Source organism: Pseudomonas sp. Mb7, from assembly GCF_054790525.1.
In genome coordinates this window covers 4,369,241-4,388,219 of sequence record NZ_CP186501.1, presented here as the reverse complement: position 1 = coordinate 4,388,219, position 18,979 = coordinate 4,369,241, and the positions used below count along the sequence as shown (strand labels likewise).

Below are 18,979 nucleotides of genomic sequence, written 5' to 3'. Positions count from 1 at the left end.
CTCCTACAATGGATTTACGTAAATCTTTAGAACGAGGACTGGATCTTGATCCCGCCGATCAGGGCGTCGTCGACGTCGTTCACGCCACCGGGGTGGCGGATGTATTGCAGGTTCGGGCGTACGGTCAGCCAGTTGGTCACGTGCACGCCGTAGTACAGCTCGGCGCTGTATTCGGTGTCTTGCGGCGGCAGGAAGGACGGATCGTCGTAGTCGTACACGGCGTTGGCGCGGTTGCTGGCTTCGGCATTTTTGCGGAAGGCCGGGTTGACGTGCACGCGGGCGAGGGCGAAACCGATGTCATCCTTGGCGCGCGCATCGAACGGGCCTTTGTAGGTGATGCCGGCCTGCACGTAGTTGTCGATCGCGTTGGTTTTCTTGTCGTGCATGGTGCCGTTGGCGAACACGCTCAAGCCGCGACTGTTATCGCTGGCCATGCTGGTGATCTGCTGCTGAATACCCAGCCACACGCCGTGTTTGCTCGACGCGCTGCGATAGGCTTCACCGCTCAGGGCCGCCGGTTGGCCGTGGCTGTCTTTATAGACGTCGCTGGCGTTGGCGTTGCTGTAGTAGTAACCGGCACGGTATTCGCCCGGCAGGCCGTTGAGTTTCGGCGTCCACACCAGTTCGATCGGCAGGATCGCGCCCTGGGTGCCGCTGCCGCTGAGTTTGAAACCGTTGCCGCGATCGAGGTTCGACGGGTTCTGCTCGTAAGCGCCGACCTGTGCGTACAGCTCTGGGGTCAGGTGATATTTGACGCGCAGCGCCCATTGGCTGACCGGCCAGTTGTACCAGATGCCGCCGACCCAGTTGCCGACCTGCGAACCGCAGAACGCGAGGTTCTGGAAGTCGCACGGAAAGCTGTTGAAGTCTTCGCCTTCGCCGAAACGGCCGACCTTGATGTCGAGTTTCTGATCGAAGAATTTCTGCTGGTACCACATCTGTGTCAGGCGCGTGGTCTGGCCACGGCCCCAGACTTCCTGGGCCGAGGTGAAGCCGCCAACGCGCGGATCGTTGATGCGGTCGTTGCTGATGTTGTTGCCGCTGCGCTTGGTGATGGTCAGTTGAAACTCGGCGTCGTCCCAGCCGAGGATCTTTTGCAGGTCGAGGTGTGTGCCCAGACCGAACTGATCGCTATAGCGCGCAGTGCGGTCGTGGTCGTAGCCGCCGTGCAGGTTGCTGCCCATTTCGCCGGTGTAATCGAGCTTGAAGTCGTAGCCTTTTTCCGAGAGTTCGGTGCGCGTGCCGTTCCAGTCACCGAGCATGTACGGTGATTCACTGTCGAACGCGGGCGCCGCTTGAACGCAAGTGGCGAGGCCGAGGGCGGTAAAGCCGCCAAGGGTGCGCAGGGTTGAGATAGCGCTGTCTCGGGAGAAGGAAAAATCGGGCATGGCTCAGTCTTTTTTTGGTGTTTTCGGGGTGCAATTCGAGCGCTTCAATATGTCGCAGGCAGTGAAGCGATTCAGCGGAAGGGCGGCAGGATAAAGATCTGTTACAAAAAGACAAAGGCCTTTTGTGAACATGCAGCGTTTCGGATTCGGTAACAGTGCGGCAAACGGGCGCATTGTCGGCCGGATCGTGGCCTGCGATCTTTCCGGGTTGGCCTACATTTAAAGTCAGGCCTTCCACCCAGTCAGCCCCTCGGCTAAGGTGCGCGGCTTCCGCATTTTCACTTCGCCCATAGGCCTGGCATGAACGAACAAACTCCCGATCCGCTGCACGGCGTCACCCTTGAACAGATCCTCAATGCACTGGTGAGCCATTACGAATGGTCGGGATTGGCCGAGCGCATCGATATTCGCTGCTTCAAGAGTGATCCGAGCATCAAGTCGAGCCTGACGTTCCTGCGTAAAACGCCATGGGCGCGCGAAAAGGTCGAGCGTCTGTACGTGAAATTGATGCGCACCAAGCGACCGCTCTGAAATGCATACCGGTTGTTGGCGCCGCCGCCTGATCACCTGCGCAGCCATATTGGGCTGGGCGGGGTTGGGCATTCAGCTTTATCTGATTTTCTTTGCGCGTTTAAGCGTCGGCGCCAGCCTGTTGGGCGGGCTGGTGAGCTTTTTCAGCTACTTCACGATTCTGACCAACACGCTGGTGGCGACGGTGCTGACCTGTGCCGTGACCGCTCGCGAATCCGCCGCGCGCCGCTGGTTTTTGCAGCCGTGGGTCAGCAGTGGCATTGCCGTGAGCATTGCTGTGGTGGGGCTTGCCTATAGCCTTTTGCTGCGGCATTTGTGGCACCCGGAAGGCTGGCAATTTATTGCTGACGAGTTGCTGCACGACGTGATGCCGTTGCTGTTTCTTGCTTATTGGTGGCTCTGCGTACCGAAAGGCACGCTGCGGTTGTGGCATCTGCCGGTGTGGCTGATCTATCCGCTGGTGTATTTCATCTACGCCTTGCTGCGCGGGCATTTGCTCGGCGCGTATGCGTATCCGTTCATTGACGTGGCGGTGTTGGGTTATCCACAGGTGCTGCTCAATGCCGGGGGGATATTGCTGGGGTTTGTGGGGATTGGCTTGCTGGTCATTGGCCTCGACCGCTGGAGGCTTGCACGAAGTTAAAGCACCTGTAGGAGTGAGCCTGCTCGCGATGGCGGTAGATCAGTTACAAATTTATTGACTGACACCCCGCTATCGCGAGCAGGCTCACTCCTACAAGGGATATCACTCTTCTTCGGAAGTGCCTTCAGCGCGCCAGTAGCCGACGGCTTTGATGAGCTGTTCATCCAGCCCATGCTCATCGATCAGCACCCGGCGAATCTGCCGTGAAACTTTCGTTTCGGTCGCCACCCACGCATACAGATTGCCTTTAGGCACCTGCAGTTGTTTCACCGTCGCCAGCAGGTTGTCCTTGCTACCCTCGCGTAACACCCAGATCACATTGACCTGCGCCGCGCTTTCGAGCACTTGCTGTTCGGCGCCGTTTTCCACTTCGATCACCACCAAGGCCTTGCGATTGGCCGCCAGGCCTTCGAGGCGGCGGGCGATGGCGGGCAGGGCGGTTTCGTCGCCGATCAGCAAGTAGCTGTCGAAAATATCCGGGACGATCATCGAGCCGCGCGGGCCGCCGATGTGCAGGTATTGCCCGGGTTGCGCTTGCTCGGCCCAGGTCGACGCAGGGCCGTCACCGTGCAGGACAAAATCGATGTCCAGTTCCAGCGCATCGAGGTCGTAGCGACGCGGCGTGTAATCACGCATTTCCGGTTTTGGTCCATCGTCCTTGCCGGCGCCGAGCACCATGGTCTCCAGCGCGGCGGCTTGTTCGGCGTTCTGCGGGAACAGCAGTTTGACGTGATCGTCAGTGCCCAGGCTGATAAACCCGGCCAGCTCCGGCCCGCCGAGGGTAATGCGGCGCATGCGCGGGGTCAGGTCGACCACGCGCAACACCTCAAGCTTGCGGCGTTTGATTTCGTGCATCACACGGTGAATGGTTTGGGTATCGACTGCAGTCATTCGGCTTTCTCCGGGGCAGGTTGAACGGCAGGGCCGTCGACGATGGCTTTGGCGGTGTCGTTAAGCAGGTCACGCACGCGCAGGATTTCTGCGGCGCTCCAGCGGCCGTGGTGCATTTGCAGGGCATGCCGCAGGTTGTGCACGGCTTCGTGGATTTCCGGCGGCCGATCATGGCCACGTAGTGAGCGTTTGCTCACATCGATCCGCATGCGCACGCCGTCCAGCGCGACCGCTTGCTCACTGAGAGATAAACGACCGGCCTCGGTGACGCTGTAGCGTTTTTTACCGCCCTCGGCGTCGCCAGTGATCAGTTCGCTCTCTTCGAGAAAGGTCAGGGTCGGGTAGATCACCCCGGGACTGGGGCTGTACGCGCCGTCGAACATGCCTTCGATCTGGCGGATCAGGTCGTAGCCGTGGCACGGCTGTTCGGCCACCAGCGCCAGCAGCAGCAATTTCAGGTCACCGGGGGCGAATACCCGTGGGCCACGGCCGCCGCGCTCACGTCCGGGGCGCTTCTCGAAGCCGTCACGGCCGTCGCCGTGTTCGCGGTGGGGGGAATGATGGTCTCTCATTTCAGTCTTCTCTCGTCGTGTTTAGATACAACTTAAGATATATCTTAAGGTCTGCGCAAGACGTTTTTCCCCGCGTCGCGACTTCGGCTGACGAGCGGCAGCCCACCCGCCAATGCAAGCGATGATTTTTCAGGGGAGTGTAAGTCAGCGATAACTTGAAAGTTAAAGTCATCACTCTATTTGATGTAGAGTATATGTTCTAAATGACCCTGAGTTACCGCACTATAAGGGCGAAGTTGCTGTATGGTTTTTTAATTTAAACTGTCTGTAGGGGATAACTTACAGTTACTGTTTCGAATATCGTTATTTTGTTCTTTTTTCTGGCGAGTCATGGGGTTGTTTAACTACGAGGTTATCGGAAGTTGCTTGCTTACTTTCCAGAGGCAACAGTCGATGATGCCTAGGCGTTGAACGTTCAAGTTGATCTGGCTCAACTCGGGCAATGATTTACCTGAACTTTCAATGTTCATCCCCCTATCAAGAAAACAGGTACATAACGATGTTCAAGAAACTCGCAATCGCCGCTCCACTGGCTCTTCTGGCACTGGGTTCCACTGGCGCATTCGCCGCTGGTGAAGCGTCGCACTCGATCAGCCTTGTCGCGCATGTGCCGACCAACGGTTTCTATGTGGTGCCGACCGATCCGGATCTGGTCAACAAGGACCAGGACATGAGCTATCAGCCAACCACCGGCAAGATGCGCGACGTCAATGGCTTCTTCGACGTGCGCAACAATAACGGCTCGGTACACGCCAGCCTCGAGAGCCTGCCAAAACTGGTCTCGGGCAGTACTTCTATCGAACTGCGCGTGCTGTTCAACAACAAGGAACTGACCCTGACTCCGCAACTGGTCGTGGGTGAAGCCGAGTCCGACGTCAACTACCGTGCGCCGCTGAACATTAGCGCGGTGGGCAACAACTTCCAGCCTGGTGATTACACCGGGGCCGTGGCGATGATCTTCGACGCCGTGACGCCATAACAGCAGTCACTTGATCGATCGATCAGGCACTAAGCCCAACTTCAATGTTGACGCTTGACCGTCGGGGCTGACGATTTGTTTGCCTCGACGGACTTCCATTGTTTGTTATCCGAGTACGCGTTCATGTTCCCGATGACACCCATCGCGGCTGCGCTTGCGCTGTTGTTTTGTGCCAGCGCAGCTGTGGCTTCCAACTCCTCCGGCACCACACCACGCAGTCTGCTGGCGCAGGCCAAGGGTTTGCCGGCGGATTTCGAGGAGCATTTCTTTGATGTACCGCTGGCGGTACGGGTCGAAGTCGATCAGCAACCACTGGGTGAGGCCATGGTGGTGTTGTCCCGCGACGATCGCCTCACCCTGCTCGAATTCACTGACACCAGCGAAAATCGTTTTGGCCCCGCCGAGCGGGAAAAATGGGCGAGCTATCTGAAACCCGGCGTGCCCTTGGGTGCGTGCAGCGGTTCCTGCCCGGACCAGTTTCTGGCGGTGCATTACAACCTGGAAAACTCGCTGGTCTCGATTCTCACCGAAAATGCCGAACGCGACGTTGAAGCCAAGCGTTACTTCGAACAGCCTGATGGTGGCAGTCATGGCTTGATGGTGCGTAACCAGCTCAACCTCAATGGCGGCCAGGATCAGGATCTCGGCGGGCGTTTCGGCCTCGAAGCCAGCTCAAGTCTGGGCAGTTGGAGTCAGACACTGAATCTGCAAGTGGCCCGTCTCGGCGGTCCGGACGACAAGCTTTATCACGCCGTTCAAGAGCTGCACACCCAGCGCGAACTGCAAGGCAGTTTTTTCCGCCTGGGCTATTTCACCCCCAATTCCGAAGGGCTGACACGCCAGCCGCGTACGTTCGGCAGCAGTCCCGACACCGCCGTCGGCGTGATGTACGGCAGCTCCGACAGCCTGGCCATCAACAGCCCGATGCCCAGCGTTTATCCGATCTATGTCACGGCCAACCGCCAGGGTTCCGTCGAGATCTGGCGCGATGGCCTGCTGATCAATACCCAATCGGTGCCGGCCGGTTTGCAGACCCTCGACACCCGGCCGCTGCCCGGTGGCATTTATGAGGTGGAAGTCCGGCTGATCGAAGACGGCCAGATCACCTCCACTACTCAGGAGTTGGTGTACAAGCCCAACAACTGGCGCAACCTCGACGAGCGCTGGCGCTACAACGTCTTTGCCGGCGAAGAACAGAAACTGCTGAGCAACTGGGACACCCAGGCCAGCGGCAGCCCGACAGCGGGCGCTTCGGTGAATTACCTGTTGCATCCGCGCGTCATCCTCGGGCTGTCGGCGCGGCAGATTCGCGAAAAGCTGCAATACGGCACGTCCATCGACTGGACCTTGGCCAATCACATCAGCCTCTACGCCAACGTCTACAAGACAGAGGATTACGGCACCGGTCTCGATCTGCAAAGCCTCTACAACTACGGCGCCGGCAGTCTTGTCGTCAGCCATAACCGCAGCTGGCTCGACACCACCAATACCTACGACACGTTGCCGGACGGCACCCGGGTGCGCCCGCGCAATGTGTTCATCGGCCAGACCAGCAATTCCTCGCTGGCGCTCAACCATCGCCTCAGCAGCAAGAGTTCGGTCAACGCGCGGGTCTCGCACAGCGAGGGCAATGTCGAAGGCATGGGCGTCGATCTGGGCTGGACCCAGCGCACGATGGTGCTGGGCAGCGATGCCAGTTGGCGCCTGTCGATTTTTGATCGTCCCGGCAGTTTCAGCAGCGGCGATGCGCGCAATCGCGGGGTCGACCTGAGCATCAACATGGCGCTCGGCGCCCCCGGTCAGCAGATCAGCGGCAGTATCGGCTCACGCACGGCCCGTGACGGTGCGCGTGACAACAACGCCTCGCTCGGCTGGCGCAAGGATTTCCGGGATCACGTCTTGCAGAACGTGTCGGTCACGGCACTCACCGACACCTACGGGGTGGGCGTCGCCAGCCTGGCCAACTTCCGCACCGACGCGGTCAATGGTGACGGCTTTATTCAGCGCTCCTCCTACAACGGCAACTTCACCGGTGGCCTCAACCTCGACAGCACGCTGGTGGTCGGTGCGCAGCAGATGCTCATGACCAGTCAGACCGAAGTGCGCGGCGCCGGGCTGATTGTCGACGTCGAGTCGGACATCGAGGACATCGTTCTGCGGGCCGACGATTTCAGCGGTGGCGGTGCGGCGTTGAAGCCGGGGCGCAATTTCATCCCGATCACCGCGTACCAGAACAGCTCGGTGAGTTTCGACTTCGAGGGCAACCACGTACCGGCCGCGTCCATCGAACCGCCGCGCACCCGCTATCACTTGAACAAGGGTGGCGTGGAGTACCGCAAGGTCCGCGTGATGAAAACCATGACCGTGCTCGGCCGACTGGTGGATGGCCAGGGGCGGCCGCTCAAGGGCCATCACGTGATCAACCACGCCAGCCGTGGGGTGAGTGAAGTCGACGGGTTCTTCTCGATGGAAATGAACGCCGGCTCACCGACCCTGGAAGTGCGTCAGGGCAACCAGTTGCTCTGCCAGTTCCGCCTCAACGAGTCCGACCATCGCAGCGAAAACAATGTGCTGATGATCGGCGATCTGCGCTGCACGCCGGACACCCTCGCTGACGCTACCTCCACCGAACAGAAGGCAGGTTGATCTTATGAAAAAACTTACAGGTGGTTGTGCATTGCTGCTGGCGCTAAGCATGCCCACGGCACAGGCGATAAATCAGGAAATCCGTGCGCTGTTTCAACCCGATTCTTCGCAACCGGGCAAGAACCTGTTCGTCAACCAGACGCCCAATAGCGGCTATTGCGTGAACTTCCCTGCGCAGTGCGCCAGCGCCAACATGTTCAGCATCGAGTTGCCTGTCGGCTATAGCTCAACCGGCGAGCTTATGCCGGGTGACGATGTCTCAGTGCAGGCCCCCGCCGACTGGAAACGGTTGACGGTGACTAATCAGGATACTCAGGAAACGGAAACCGTAGAGGTGCGCATCACCGGCATAGGCTCCAACTATATCCTGAGCGATACCGTGGAAAAACTGACCGGGGTGGAGCACCCGACAGGCCATGACATCCTCTGGACGTCCCTTAGCGGTTGGCTCTACGCCCCCGCGCCTTGCAGAGGCACTAGCGTGTCCGGGTACAGCGCTCGCACCTATCGCTTTTTCTGGCAGACGCCTGTGCAAGCGCCCTGCACCAAGACCGCTGCTTTCCGTATCCCCTCGATGTCTTTCGAGAAGATCGATTTTGCGTATGAGCTGAGAACCCCCAACCCGTTGAGCATGTCGAGCGGTCTGTATACCGGATCCATCGAATACTCGATGGGACCCGGTGGCGATTTTGACATGGGCGCGGCTTTTCAGCCGGACGAAGGCAGGCTGACCCTCGACTTCGTACTGGACGTACAGCACACCCTCAAAGTCGATCTCCCGCCGGGTGGCAGCAAAGTGTCGCTGGAACCCGAAGGCGGATGGGCGCAGTGGATCGACAGCGGGCGTAAGCCGAAGCGGATCTTTCGCGACCAACCGTTCTTCATCTCGGCATCTTCGCGCTTCAAGGTGATGATGCTATGCAATTCCCAGGGCGGGCCGTACTGCAATCTTGGCAGCCCCTCGGGCGACACCACATCGGTCAAGGTCTCGATGACTTTGCCCGCGGGAATCGACGGTGCCGGCAATGGCCCCGTCAATAGAATGCCGTTGAACTTCAACAACTGGGTCGGCCCGTTCCAGCCCAGCCTCTATGTCGAGCGCAAGCCCGGCGCGCTGCATTTCGAGCTGGACCCGTTTGCGATCGATTTCCTCCTGCGCCCCGGCAAGAACGACCGGCTACGCGGCAACATCACCATTATCTGGGACTCGGATGCGTGAGCGCTCCAGTCCGGCCCATTTCGATTTTCATGGAGTTGAACGCGATGAAACGTGGTTTTCTGCTGGGCGTGCTCAGCATGTGTTGCCTGACGGCGCAGGCCGGCCCGCAAATCAATGTCGGCACCGTCTACGACTATCTCGACGCTGATAAAAGTACTTACCTGAAACGCGTATTCAATAGCGGCGATGCCACGGCCTTCGTCAAGGTCAATGTGCTTGAGATCATCTACGGCGCCGATGGCGTGCCGCAGGAAGTGCCCGTGCAAAACGCTGCCGACGGTGCTTCACGCAATGGCGTGATGGCCAGTCCGGCGCGGCTGATCGTCCCGGCGCAGGGCATGCAGGGTACGCGTTTGCTGTACATGGGCGAGCGCGATCGCGAGCGCTATTTCCGCGTGCGCTTCGTCCCGGTGGTACCGGAAAAGGAAGACGAATTCGTGGTCAGCAGCGAGGAGCGCGAAGACTACAAAAACTCGCTTTCAGCCGGGGTCAACGTAATGACCGGGTTCGGCACGATCTTCTTTGTGCGGCCGAAGGACGCGCGTTTTGCCACCGTCATCAATGACACCGAAAAACGCTATGAACTGCGTAACGATGGCAACACCGTGCTGATTGTCGATGAGTTCAAGAGCTGTTCACTGAGCAAAGAAAGCGACTGCGGCGCGACCACCAAACACCACGTGCTGGCGGGCAAGACCTTTGCCTTCGACAAGGAAAAGGGCCGCGAATACCGCTTCTTCCTGATCGAAGGCAGCGAGAAAAAAAGCATGAAGACCGCCAGTCGCTAGGTTTGTTTTCCATTGACCCATCGGGTAACCAACATGATCAAGCAATGCACCGCCGCCGCGCTGATGGTCGCCACTGCGCTGACCGGCGCCGGGGCGTGGGCCGCGCGCGAAGAGCACACCTTCGAAGTGTCCCTGACCATTCCCAGCCGCCCGTTCTATATCATTCCGGCAGAACCGGACTGGATTCACCGGCCACAGCGGCTTGAGTGGGACTATCAGCGCTCGACCCTCAGCGGGCTGATGCGCAATTTCGATGTGCACCATGACAGTAGCGCGATTGAAGCGCGTCTGGCGTTCGATCCTTATCTGGAGAATGGCCGCCCCGGCGAAGTGATCGATCTGCTGGTCTCCTTCAATGATGTCGAGCTGAGTTCGCACGTCACCCCGCGCCAGGTGTTGTCCGTGGAAGAAGCCGCCAGGGGCAAACGCGTGGCGTTGAAAATCGACCCGATCGAGCCGGAGGGCGGCTATCGTTCCGGGGATTACCACGGCAGTGTCGTGCTGATGTTCAATGCCAGGGCACCGGGGGCGGAATGAGTGCGGTTTGGCCTGACCCAGAGCACGCAAGCCCGGGCCTATGGGGGGCGAAAAGCTGTCGCAGGGGCCGGCCAGTCCTTGATGGTCTGACCGGTTTGCAAGCCTGCCGTCAGAGGTTCGCGATTCTCATGGCCTCCCGGGTCAATTGTCGGGAAAGGTCATCGCGCTGATAACCGATTTGTTTCTGCAGGTCCTGGTACAGCCTTTGGCTCAAGGGCTCATCCTTGAGTACATCGGCCACGGAAATGCCGAGTTGGTTCGCAAGACTTTCCAGTTTTTGCGTCAGTGGTTTTATCTGACCCGGATCCTTGAGTTCAGCCCACTGCGCTTTTATTTCCTTCAATTCTTCGACCCATTCGAGTTTGTTCTCAAACAGATGATCATTGCGCTCGTATTGTGTCGGGTGAGTCTTGCGCAGGTGGCGCTCCCAGAAATTGTCCGAAGGAAGATTGATCATTCCATTGACCAGACCGTCGCCCTGTTCCCGCCTCATGATCATCCTGTAAGCCAACTCGATCTCCGCTTCGTTGACACCAGAACGAGGCTGGTAGCGCATGCCTTCAGACTGCCAGGGCAGTTCAAGTCGTTCAGCCAGTCCGGTTTCGAATGCCAGATGGACCTCGACCTCATCCGGGGCGAGGTTGTTCGGGTCGATCAGGTTCTGTTGTTCCTGACGGCTGTATTCCACGCGAGCCTCGTCGCTCACCAAGTCCAGCCGCGCAGCACTGCGGGCCAGGCGTACGAGGGTGTTATCCAGAACCTGGGCCGATGTCGGCGCTGTATAGGCTTTGGACACCAGCACTTTCATTCCCAGTGAATTGAACAATTGCGCACCGAGATCGCCGCAGTCCTCCGGGGACACGATCTGTTTGAACAGTTTTTCGCGCAGCTCCGAATCGAGGGCGGCGGCTTCGACCATTTCCCAGACACGTTGGGTCAGCTTGCGGCGTGCGGGCTCAGTCCGGTAGTCGGCGCTTTCTCTTTGTTTGGCAATCACGCTGAAAAAACCGGCGGAGTCCGGCTCGGCCATCAGGTCATGCCAGGTTTCTTCGCGGTATTTGCTCAGTGCCGAAGACGGGCCGAAACCGCCGGGTACATCGGCAACGAGTTGCCAATGGCGGAGTTCGTCATTGGCGGCGGGAAAATAATCCTGCACAAAACCCAGGCCTGAAGACTCTCGATACTGGCCATAACGCACCCGCTCTTCATTGGTCAGTTTTTCCGGGCTGAAACGTGCGCGGCTGAGCACAAACGCCTGATCAGAGCCAGGCGTGACTTCGGGCAGGGTATTGATCGGCGCCCCCCGCATGTCGAGCATGAAACTGCGTGGCCGGTGTCGGTTGGCTGTGCCGACCTTGAACAGTCCCTCGGGCCAGGTCTGGATGCCGGTATTGGCCAGGCTCAGCTCCTCCAGCCGGTACATTCGCCCGACATCCGGGGGTATGCGCAAGGGATTGCCGTTCAGGTTTAGCGTGCGCAGACGTACCAGTGCGTCGAGTTGTTTGCTGGAGCGATACGTCAAGTCGATACGGTTATCGGCCAGATCCAGATCCTCAAGTTGACGCATCTGGCCGATGCTGGAGGGTATTTCTTTCAGATTGCACTGGCGGGCGCTCAATTGGCGCAGATGAGGGAAGCTGCCGAGCAGTCCGTCGCGATTTGCCGAGAGGGATGTCTTGTTGAGCCTAAGTGCGGTGATCTGATCAAGGTGTTGCTTCATGCCGGGTTGCTTGCGCAATTCTTCCCACCAGTATTCGAGATCATATCGGTTCAACTCAGTGGTCAGGTCCAGCGTATAGCCTTGCTCTGGATGATGGATCTGTTCGTCGAACCCAGCGCTTTTGCGCTCGAAACACTCAATTAACCTTTCTTCTATGTGCCTCCCGCCAAGTTGCATGTAATCCATGGACGCTCCGTAGCCCGGATTTCCCTCGTCGTCCACGCCGGCGGGTTGTTTTTCACGCGATGCCTGTAATTTACGGTGCAAATCCTTGCGCTCGCTTTCCAGCTTTGCGATGGCATCGACTGCATTGCCCTCGCTCTTGCGCTGCAATATTTCAATGAACGTGTTCACCTCCCTTTCATTCATTTTCGGGTAGAGCTTGCCGATACGTTTTTCCAGCGTCGGCTCACCCCAAAGCCATGACCAACCGCGCACCAGCGTTTCGGTTTCAATCGTCGCCACCGGACGGATGGGCGGCTCTGCCAGCGCAGTTCGGCGCTGCGCAGGGCCGGCGGCCTCTTCCATGATCCACAGTTTCAACGGGCGTCCCTGGCCGCGCGAGTAACCCACGGCAGGCAGTGTTTCGGCAGGCACGGCATGCAGAATCGACTCATAGAAATCATCCGCGTCATGCAGCGAGCGGTTGCCTGCGTCGAGCACTTCATAGCGCCCCTGTTCGTCGCGGATCAGGCGCCTGACGACGCTTGCATCATCGGGTCCGACACTGCAGCGCAGTGGTCCGTCGTAGGTGCCGTCGCGCACTTCCAGACGCAGATCGGCAAAGGTGTCGGTGTTGAGCCTGAGGGTATTGAGGGCCAGGCGTTCACTGTCTGCGGTCATCAGCTCGTCATGATAAAAGCCCTCGTAGGCGTGGGTGGCGCAGGCTTCGAAGGCCATTTCCCGGGCCTGGACCTTGAGGCGTAACGGCAGGCGTTTTTCCTTGGCGATTCTTTGCAGTTCGGCGGGTCTGGCCTGGGCCACGAGTTTTTCGGCAAGCGGCAGCGGCAGATCGGGAAAGGTCTGTCTAACGGTTTTGATGTCGGTTTTGTCGGTTCTTTCCCCTGCTTGATAGACACGGCGGGAGACGTCCCCGCGACGCTCATCGACGGCATTGGCGAGCCGATTGCGCAAGGCCGCGACGCGTTGGTCAGGGGCAATGTCCGGGCCCAGCAGGTGGTTGAATTCTTCATCGGAGAGGAAGTTCGCCACGCGATCCGGCAACTGGCCCGCATTCAGATCGTTGAGGCTGATGCGCAACGTCTCCGCCGGCGCAGCCTGCGGATTGCCGTACTTGCGCGAGTAACCACTCAGACTGGCATCGGCAAACACCTCCAGCGCTTTGCTGTAAGGCCAGCCCGGCAAACCGGTCAACACCGGTTCCAGCCAGACGGCCTGTGGATCGATCGGGCGGCCCGCGCGGATGTCGGCAGTCGCCGTGAGTACATCGTCGTAGGCGCTGAAGCGCTTGACTGTGTCGGCCAACAGCGGCGGAGGCGGGCTGTTGTCGATATGCATCTGACGCAGGGCGTCGTGATCGGTGCCGCTGCCGATGCGGATCTGCTCAAGTTCCGCGGGCGAAAAGCGTTCGACGCTGTGGCCCAGTCGTCGCATCAGCGCGTCATTCGGCCAGTTGTGCGGGGTCTCCGCTTCATGCACCCAGGCGCCGTGGCCGTTGTGTTCGATTTTCGGCCGGTAGGCGTTGGCGCGGCTCGGGTGCTTGATGCGGTGGGTGTTGGACGTCGCATCAGTCGTGGCCTTTTCGACGACGTACAGCTTGCCTTCCAGCGGCAGGACGTGTTCGTTGCGGTACTGATGCAGGCCATGGCGATCGGGTTTGGCGCCGGGCGAGAGCATCAGTTCGTTACGTTCGTAGGGACTCAGGTCCGGGTGCCATAAGCTGTTTTTGCCATTGGGCAGCTTGACCGGTTTCATGCCGTCTACCAGCGACGACAGTTTGACGCGAAAGGTTTCGCCGATCTGCGCGCCGGCGGCGAAGGCGGCCAACTGAATGATGTCGGTGACCACACTGATGACATGCCCGGCAGCGTCCTGCCAAAGCCCTTCGGCCAGATCAACGATGCCTTCGATCACATCGCTGGTTAGCTGGTAGGCCGTGTAGGCCATCATCAGTTCGCCCAGCCCCGGCACGAATGGTGTGGCGATCAACAGCGCCACGTTGAAAATGTCCGAAAGGATTTTCTTGAAGTTGTCCCACCACGCCCAGCGCGCTTTGCTGTCGGTGTCGGCGGTGGAGACGGCGATCTCCCGGGCGTCGTTGAGGATCTTGTTGAGCTTTTGCTGATAGGCGTGGCGCCAGTAATCGCCCTGCAATTTCACCCGACCGAACTGCAGGTTGGGATTGTCCTGCGGGTCCTTGCGCCACGGTGGTTGCTGATCGGTGGGATCCTGACGCGGGTGATACCTGACGATGAACAGGCGTTGCTCAAGCTCGGCAAAGAAATGCCCGCGCTGCTGATGGTCGACAAACTGGCTGAAGAACTGACGGTAGGTCTGTTCGGTCCACTCGCTGAATCGGTCCTCACGAAGCTGGCGCACCAACTCCTCCCGGAAGGCTTTCAGAGAGTTGTACTCCTTGACCGGGTGATCCGGGTCGTGGGGAATGTAGACGATCAGGCGTCGAACACCGCGGCTGTCCGATGCCGTGTGCGTCAGCAGCAGAATCCCGGTCAGCCGGGTGCCGAGCAGCGACAGGTCAGCGCACTGCATCGCGCGGCCATTGAGCAGCAGTTGCGGTTTTTCCTCGGTCAGGCTCAAGAGCATTTTGTAGGCGTCGTACTGGATATCGTCCTTGATCAGCGCCAAATGTGCGGCGACGGCGAGGGCGTCCTTCTGACTCTGGTTGACCTTGTACTGCAGCACGCTCTCGGCCAGCGGTTCGCCGGGCAGCAGGTAACTTTCCAGGTGTTTTTTGTACTGCGCGCCGATATCCAGATCGCGGCACAGCGCCTGAAACTGGCTGATGGGCATGGCGCTTTTGATCGGTACGACATCGAACAGACCGCGCTCATCGGGCTCGCTGATGTAGTCCGAGCCATGGCCGACCGTTTCACTGCTGGCGAAATTGTGCAGGGCGGCATCCAGCAGCGAGATGGTGCGGGTCACGACGCCTGCGGAAAGGTCGATGGCGTACCACGGTTTGTCCTTGGGCAGGTAAAGGCGCAGAAAGGTGCTTTTGACGTCCGGCTCGATGCCGTGCCGCTCCTTGATTTTTGCCTTGAGCAGCGGCTCGGCGAAGGCATGGAGATCGACTTTCGCCAAGAGATGATCAACCTGGTTCTGCGATCCCCAGGCCTTGAGGTTGGCCGCAGCGAGTTTGTTCAGATACGCGGAAGGTGCTTTGGTGTACCAGGCTTCATTCTTCAGTGGCGAAGCTGCCAAGGCGAGGCTCCGGCTGACGGTGGCACTTTTGAAATTGTCGTTGACGGCGGACTTGATGAATTCGTAGTGCCGTCCTTTGTCCGCGTTTTCCGCAGGCAGGGGAGAGAGAGACATGGCCAATCATCCTTGATTGTTGAGGAGTGATCAGCCTACTCAGGGCAGGGCAAAACAAAAGTTCAAAGATCGGGAGGCAAACCGCGTTGCCGGTCACCAACCCGACGAAAATTCGAATCTGAAAAATACATAAATACCACCCGCCAAACTGAAAATTCGTCACCCTGATGCAGAAAAACCCGACACGATTTGTTACCTCGCCGTAGGGCGCGGCGCTTCGAGCATCGCCACGCTGGCGGTCTGCGTCGGTTTGCACTGTGAGTCGCTGCCGGGTTGCAGATACGGCGTCAGAATCGGCGCCATGCCCTTGAGCACCTGCACTGGCAGGGCCGAGGTGAACTTGAAGTTCTCTGCCGAACGCCCCGGAACGAACGCGGTGAGGGTGCCGAAGTGGTGATCGCCGATGTAGAAAACGAACGTCGCCGTGCGGTTGATCGACTTCGAACTGAGGATGCGTCCGCCCGAACCGATGGCTTCGATGCGGTTGTCGCCGGTCCCGGTTTTGCCACCCATAGCCAGTGGGCTGCCATCAGCCAGTTTGAAACTGCCGGAAACACGTTTTGCCGTACCGGCGTCGACCACTTGCGACAGTGCCTCGCGCATGGCTGTGGCGACCGCGGACGGCATCACCCGTTTGCCGACATGCGGGTCATTGACCAGTTGCGTTTCGTAAGGCGTGCCTGCGGCGAAATGCAGGCTGTCGATGCGCAGCGTCGGCATGCGCACGCCGTCATTGAGGATGGTGCCGATCAACTCGGCCAGAGCGGCAGGGCGGTCACCGGAGCTGCCAATCGCGGTGGCCAGCGACGGCACCAGATGGTCGAACGGGTAGCCGACTTTCTGCCAGCGCTGGTGAATTTCAAGGAACGCTTCAATCTCGAGCATGGTGCGAATACGGCTGTCGCGGGCGCCCTTGTGCTTGCTCTTGAATAGCCAGCTGTAGACTTCCTGACGTTCGAAGTGACTGGCCTTGACGATCTCGCTGAAGGTCGCGTCCGGGTGGTTCAACAGGTAGCCCATCATCCACAGATCCAGCGGATGCACCTTGGCGATGAAGCCTTGATCGGGCAAATCGTAACTGCCGGGACCATAGGAATCGTAGAGGCGGATCAGGCGATCATCAGTGAGTTTTTCGGTGAGCTTGGTGCCTTTAAGGTGCGAGCGGACGAACGTGTTGAAGTCTTCTTGGCTGGCATCGGGTAGCAGGTAGCGATGCACGGCGGCCATGCGGATCGGCGTCGGGCGCATGCTGTCGAGGAAGGTGTCGAGACGCGCCTGCGTGTCTTTGTTCCTGTATTTTTTCCAGAACTTGAGCTGGAACGCCGTGCCTTCGCGGTCGGCGAAACTTGCCAGGTATTCCTGCCGACGCGGATCGCGATCGTCCTTGAGCAGTTCGGCACTGCTATTGGGCCCTGAATAAGTGACATAACGCACCACATCGCGCATCAGCCGAATAAACGGCAGGTTGATCGATTCGCGCAGGGCGTCGCGCAGAGTCGGTATGCGACCGTTGTCCTCTTTGCGAAAATTGTGAAATGTATGCAATCCGCCGCCGGTGAAAAACGCCTCGCCGGGGCTGGCCGAGTATTTGCGGTCGAGGGCTGCGCCGAGCATCTTCGACAGGTCGTGATCCTTGTTCTGGATCAGGTAATCGATGACCCACTGGCTCAAGCGGTCCTGATCGGGGACTTTGACTTTCTTCAGTTCCGGCACGCTCATGGCGCCGTACTTGTCGTGCAGTTCGGCGATGATTTGCAGGTAAGTGGTGAGCACGCGCATTTTCGCGGTGGAGCCGAGTTCGAGTTTGCTGCCTTCGTTGATATCGAACGGCTGGTCAGTGCTATCGGTCTGCACCCGCACGCGGGAACCGTCCGGAGTCAGTTCGAAGAGGGTAAAGCTGTAGCGCACTTGGGTGGTGCTGGTCGGGGTCAGCAAACGTTCACCGAGCAAGCCGATTTCGGCGGCATAGGCCGGGTCGGCGAGTTTCTTCAGGTAAGCGGTGGCCTGGGTTTGCAGTTCGCCCTGCAGGGTGCTGGTGGCCGAGAGGTCGAGGCGGTCGAGGTCGTACAGCGGCCGGTTGAGCATGCTCGCCAGACGACTGCGGGCAACGCTGATGCCCTTGTTGGTTTCGATCGGCTGAATGGTCGGCTGGGTCTGCCAGTCGCGGTAAGTGACTTTGCTGGCAAGGGCGGCATCGGCTAGCGCGTTGTCGATCACACCGTTCTGTTTGAGCAGGCGCAAATGGCTGTCGGTAAGCTCGGCAAGCTCTTCACGGCCCTTGGTCAGGTAACGCGAAGGGCGGCGCTGGGCGATCATCAGCGACAACATCTCGCGCAGGGCCAGGCCTTTGGCGGCCATGGTCTTCGCATCGGTGGCCGGGCTGTTCAGTTGTTCGTTGGCCTGGTTGAAGTCGCTGCCGTACCAGACGCGCAGGCCTTCGGCCATGCCATGTACTTCGCCATGCCCTGGCACCGCCGACAGCGGCACGCTGTTGAGGTAGTCACGCACGATGTTCTGTCGTGCCCCGAGGGTTTGCGGGCCGGGCTGATAGGCACGCACGCTGGCCGACATCATCTGCCGCAGTTTCTCGGCACCGGACACCGTCAGGCCATCCGGGGAATGCCGGTACTTTTCTAATTGCGTGGCTAACGTACTGCCACCCGCCGACTGGCCCGGCAGGCGCAGCAATTTCGCCACTTGTGACCACGCGGCCATGCCGAAGCGCGGCCAGTCCACCGCCGGGTTGGCCAGCGGCTGTTTCGGGTCGAGCAGGAAGCGGTTTTCGATGAATAACAGGCTGCTGACCACCACTGGCGGGATGGATTCGAAGCTTGAATATAGCTGTTGCGGGTAGTTGTACTTGTACAGCGGTGCGGCCCGGCAATCGGTGATCGACAGCCCGGCCTGAATCTTTTCGGAATACGGCACGAACAGGCCCTTGTCGGTGTAGCTGAGCAGTGCCGGGGAAAACCGCGCCTGTTCGGTGATGACGTAGTTGCGTTTGAGCAGGCGCGGCAGGAATTCATCCAGCGAGCTGTAACCCAGGCGCAGATCGAACGGGCCATTGCCCGGATAACGAATGGCTTCGCTGGGGCCGGGTTCGAGGGTGTACGTCAGTGACGCGGCGTATTGGCTGAGCTCACGCGCCTGGAAGCGCGAAGTGCGCATTTCCTTGGACGCAGCCAGCCCCACGACGATCGCGATAATCACCAGCAACAACCAGAAAGCCTTCCACCCATGCCGGTTGCGGCGGGGTTTTTCAGGGACAGGCGCTTCATCCACTCGTTCAGTCGGAACCACGGCTTTACTCGAATCGGTTTGCCACAAAGCGCCCATAGTCGATTGATCCATTCACGCAGATTGATCGGACTTGTCTGAAGCTTAGACGGTGGTTGGGGCTGGTGAAAAAAATGTGCGGGATGGGCGAGGGGAGTTGCTGAATAAATCTGGAAGGCGGGTGCCGGAGCGAAAATGAGCCTGAAGCAAACTTTGCGGCGAGGGAGATCTGAGCGGCCGCAATAGAACCGTTCAGCAATAAAGTTGACCAAG

General features: G+C 59.2%; 12 protein-coding genes. 7 read left to right on the top strand and 5 right to left on the bottom strand.

Annotation, left to right across the window (positions count from 1 at the left end):
* Positions 1–26: 26 nt before the first annotated feature.
* Positions 27–1,388, bottom strand: a complete 1,362-nt coding sequence (locus ACOYXH_RS19690) for a carbohydrate porin (RefSeq protein ID WP_320336388.1) — start codon at positions 1,386–1,388, stop codon at positions 27–29.
* Between the two features lie 300 nt (positions 1,389–1,688).
* On the opposite strand from ACOYXH_RS19690, the gene ACOYXH_RS19685 reads away from it, so the two are divergent.
* Together ACOYXH_RS19685 and ACOYXH_RS19680 are read left to right on the top strand one after the other, a co-directional pair.
* A complete protein-coding gene (locus ACOYXH_RS19685) occupies positions 1,689–1,919 on the top strand; it encodes a VF530 family protein (protein WP_007916799.1) in 231 nt (76 codons plus the stop codon).
* Between the two features lies 1 nt (position 1,920).
* A complete protein-coding gene (locus tag ACOYXH_RS19680; RefSeq protein ID WP_258708768.1) occupies positions 1,921–2,562 on the top strand; it encodes a Pr6Pr family membrane protein in 642 nt (213 codons plus the stop codon).
* Positions 2,563–2,664: 102 nt separating this feature from the next.
* Here the strand turns inward: ACOYXH_RS19680 and ACOYXH_RS19675 are convergent, their stop codons facing one another.
* Together ACOYXH_RS19675 and ACOYXH_RS19670 are read right to left on the bottom strand one after the other, a co-directional pair.
* Positions 2,665–3,453, bottom strand: coding sequence for a siderophore-interacting protein (locus tag ACOYXH_RS19675; protein ID WP_099757077.1), 789 nt, complete (start codon positions 3,451–3,453; stop codon positions 2,665–2,667).
* A complete protein-coding gene (locus ACOYXH_RS19670; RefSeq protein ID WP_093430616.1) occupies positions 3,450–4,025 on the bottom strand; it encodes a PadR family transcriptional regulator in 576 nt (191 codons plus the stop codon). Before ACOYXH_RS19670 ends, ACOYXH_RS19675 begins: the two co-directional genes overlap by 4 nt.
* 499 nt (positions 4,026–4,524) lie before the next feature.
* On the opposite strand from ACOYXH_RS19670, the gene ACOYXH_RS19665 reads away from it, so the two are divergent.
* The 5 genes from ACOYXH_RS19665 (at position 4,525) to ACOYXH_RS19645 (ending at position 10,194) form a co-directional block, all read left to right on the top strand.
* Positions 4,525–5,004: a CS1 type fimbrial major subunit gene (locus ACOYXH_RS19665; protein ID WP_095048323.1), complete on the top strand. Its 480-nt coding sequence runs from the start codon at positions 4,525–4,527 to the stop codon at positions 5,002–5,004.
* Positions 5,005–5,127: 123 nt separating this feature from the next.
* Positions 5,128–7,650, top strand: coding sequence for a CS1-pili formation C-terminal domain-containing protein (locus ACOYXH_RS19660; RefSeq protein ID WP_460409900.1), 2,523 nt, complete (start codon positions 5,128–5,130; stop codon positions 7,648–7,650).
* A gap of 4 nt (positions 7,651–7,654) precedes the next feature.
* Complete coding sequence (locus tag ACOYXH_RS19655; protein ID WP_099757075.1) at positions 7,655–8,869, top strand: hypothetical protein; 1,215 nt, start codon at positions 7,655–7,657, stop codon at positions 8,867–8,869.
* A gap of 44 nt (positions 8,870–8,913) precedes the next feature.
* On the top strand, positions 8,914–9,657 hold the full coding sequence (locus tag ACOYXH_RS19650; protein WP_095125889.1) for a pilus assembly protein: 744 nt from the start codon (positions 8,914–8,916) through the stop codon (positions 9,655–9,657).
* A 33-nt stretch (positions 9,658–9,690) separates the two neighbouring features.
* Complete coding sequence (locus ACOYXH_RS19645) at positions 9,691–10,194, top strand: CS1 type fimbrial major subunit (RefSeq protein WP_176471310.1); 504 nt, start codon at positions 9,691–9,693, stop codon at positions 10,192–10,194.
* 109 nt (positions 10,195–10,303) lie between these two features.
* Here the strand turns inward: ACOYXH_RS19645 and ACOYXH_RS19640 are convergent, their stop codons facing one another.
* On the bottom strand, positions 10,304–15,430 hold the full coding sequence (locus tag ACOYXH_RS19640) for a dermonecrotic toxin domain-containing protein (protein WP_460409899.1): 5,127 nt from the start codon (positions 15,428–15,430) through the stop codon (positions 10,304–10,306).
* Positions 15,431–15,622: 192 nt separating this feature from the next.
* Positions 15,623–18,766 (bottom strand): transglycosylase domain-containing protein, encoded by a 3,144-nt coding sequence (locus ACOYXH_RS19635; RefSeq protein WP_460409898.1) that lies wholly within the window; start codon positions 18,764–18,766, stop codon positions 15,623–15,625.
* Between the last annotated feature and the right edge of the window lie 213 nt (positions 18,767–18,979).

What these genes read in the sequence shown, in the direction of transcription:
- ACOYXH_RS19650 (WP_095125889.1), top strand. Translation starts at nt 8,914, where the DNA reads ATGAAACGTGGTTTTCTGCTGGGCGTGCTCAGCATGTGTTGCCTGACG.
- ACOYXH_RS19635 (WP_460409898.1), bottom strand. Translation starts at nt 18,766, where the DNA reads ATGGGCGCTTTGTGGCAAACCGATTCGAGTAAAGCCGTGGTTCCGACT.
- ACOYXH_RS19660 (WP_460409900.1), top strand. Translation starts at nt 5,128, where the DNA reads ATGTTCCCGATGACACCCATCGCGGCTGCGCTTGCGCTGTTGTTTTGT.
- ACOYXH_RS19685 (WP_007916799.1), top strand. Translation starts at nt 1,689, where the DNA reads ATGAACGAACAAACTCCCGATCCGCTGCACGGCGTCACCCTTGAACAG.
- ACOYXH_RS19645 (WP_176471310.1), top strand. Translation starts at nt 9,691, where the DNA reads ATGATCAAGCAATGCACCGCCGCCGCGCTGATGGTCGCCACTGCGCTG.
- ACOYXH_RS19680 (WP_258708768.1), top strand. Translation starts at nt 1,921, where the DNA reads ATGCATACCGGTTGTTGGCGCCGCCGCCTGATCACCTGCGCAGCCATA.
- ACOYXH_RS19690 (WP_320336388.1), bottom strand. Translation starts at nt 1,388, where the DNA reads ATGCCCGATTTTTCCTTCTCCCGAGACAGCGCTATCTCAACCCTGCGC.
- ACOYXH_RS19675 (WP_099757077.1), bottom strand. Translation starts at nt 3,453, where the DNA reads ATGACTGCAGTCGATACCCAAACCATTCACCGTGTGATGCACGAAATC.
- ACOYXH_RS19655 (WP_099757075.1), top strand. Translation starts at nt 7,655, where the DNA reads ATGAAAAAACTTACAGGTGGTTGTGCATTGCTGCTGGCGCTAAGCATG.
- ACOYXH_RS19665 (WP_095048323.1), top strand. Translation starts at nt 4,525, where the DNA reads ATGTTCAAGAAACTCGCAATCGCCGCTCCACTGGCTCTTCTGGCACTG.
- ACOYXH_RS19670 (WP_093430616.1), bottom strand. Translation starts at nt 4,025, where the DNA reads ATGAGAGACCATCATTCCCCCCACCGCGAACACGGCGACGGCCGTGAC.
- ACOYXH_RS19640 (WP_460409899.1), bottom strand. Translation starts at nt 15,430, where the DNA reads ATGTCTCTCTCTCCCCTGCCTGCGGAAAACGCGGACAAAGGACGGCAC.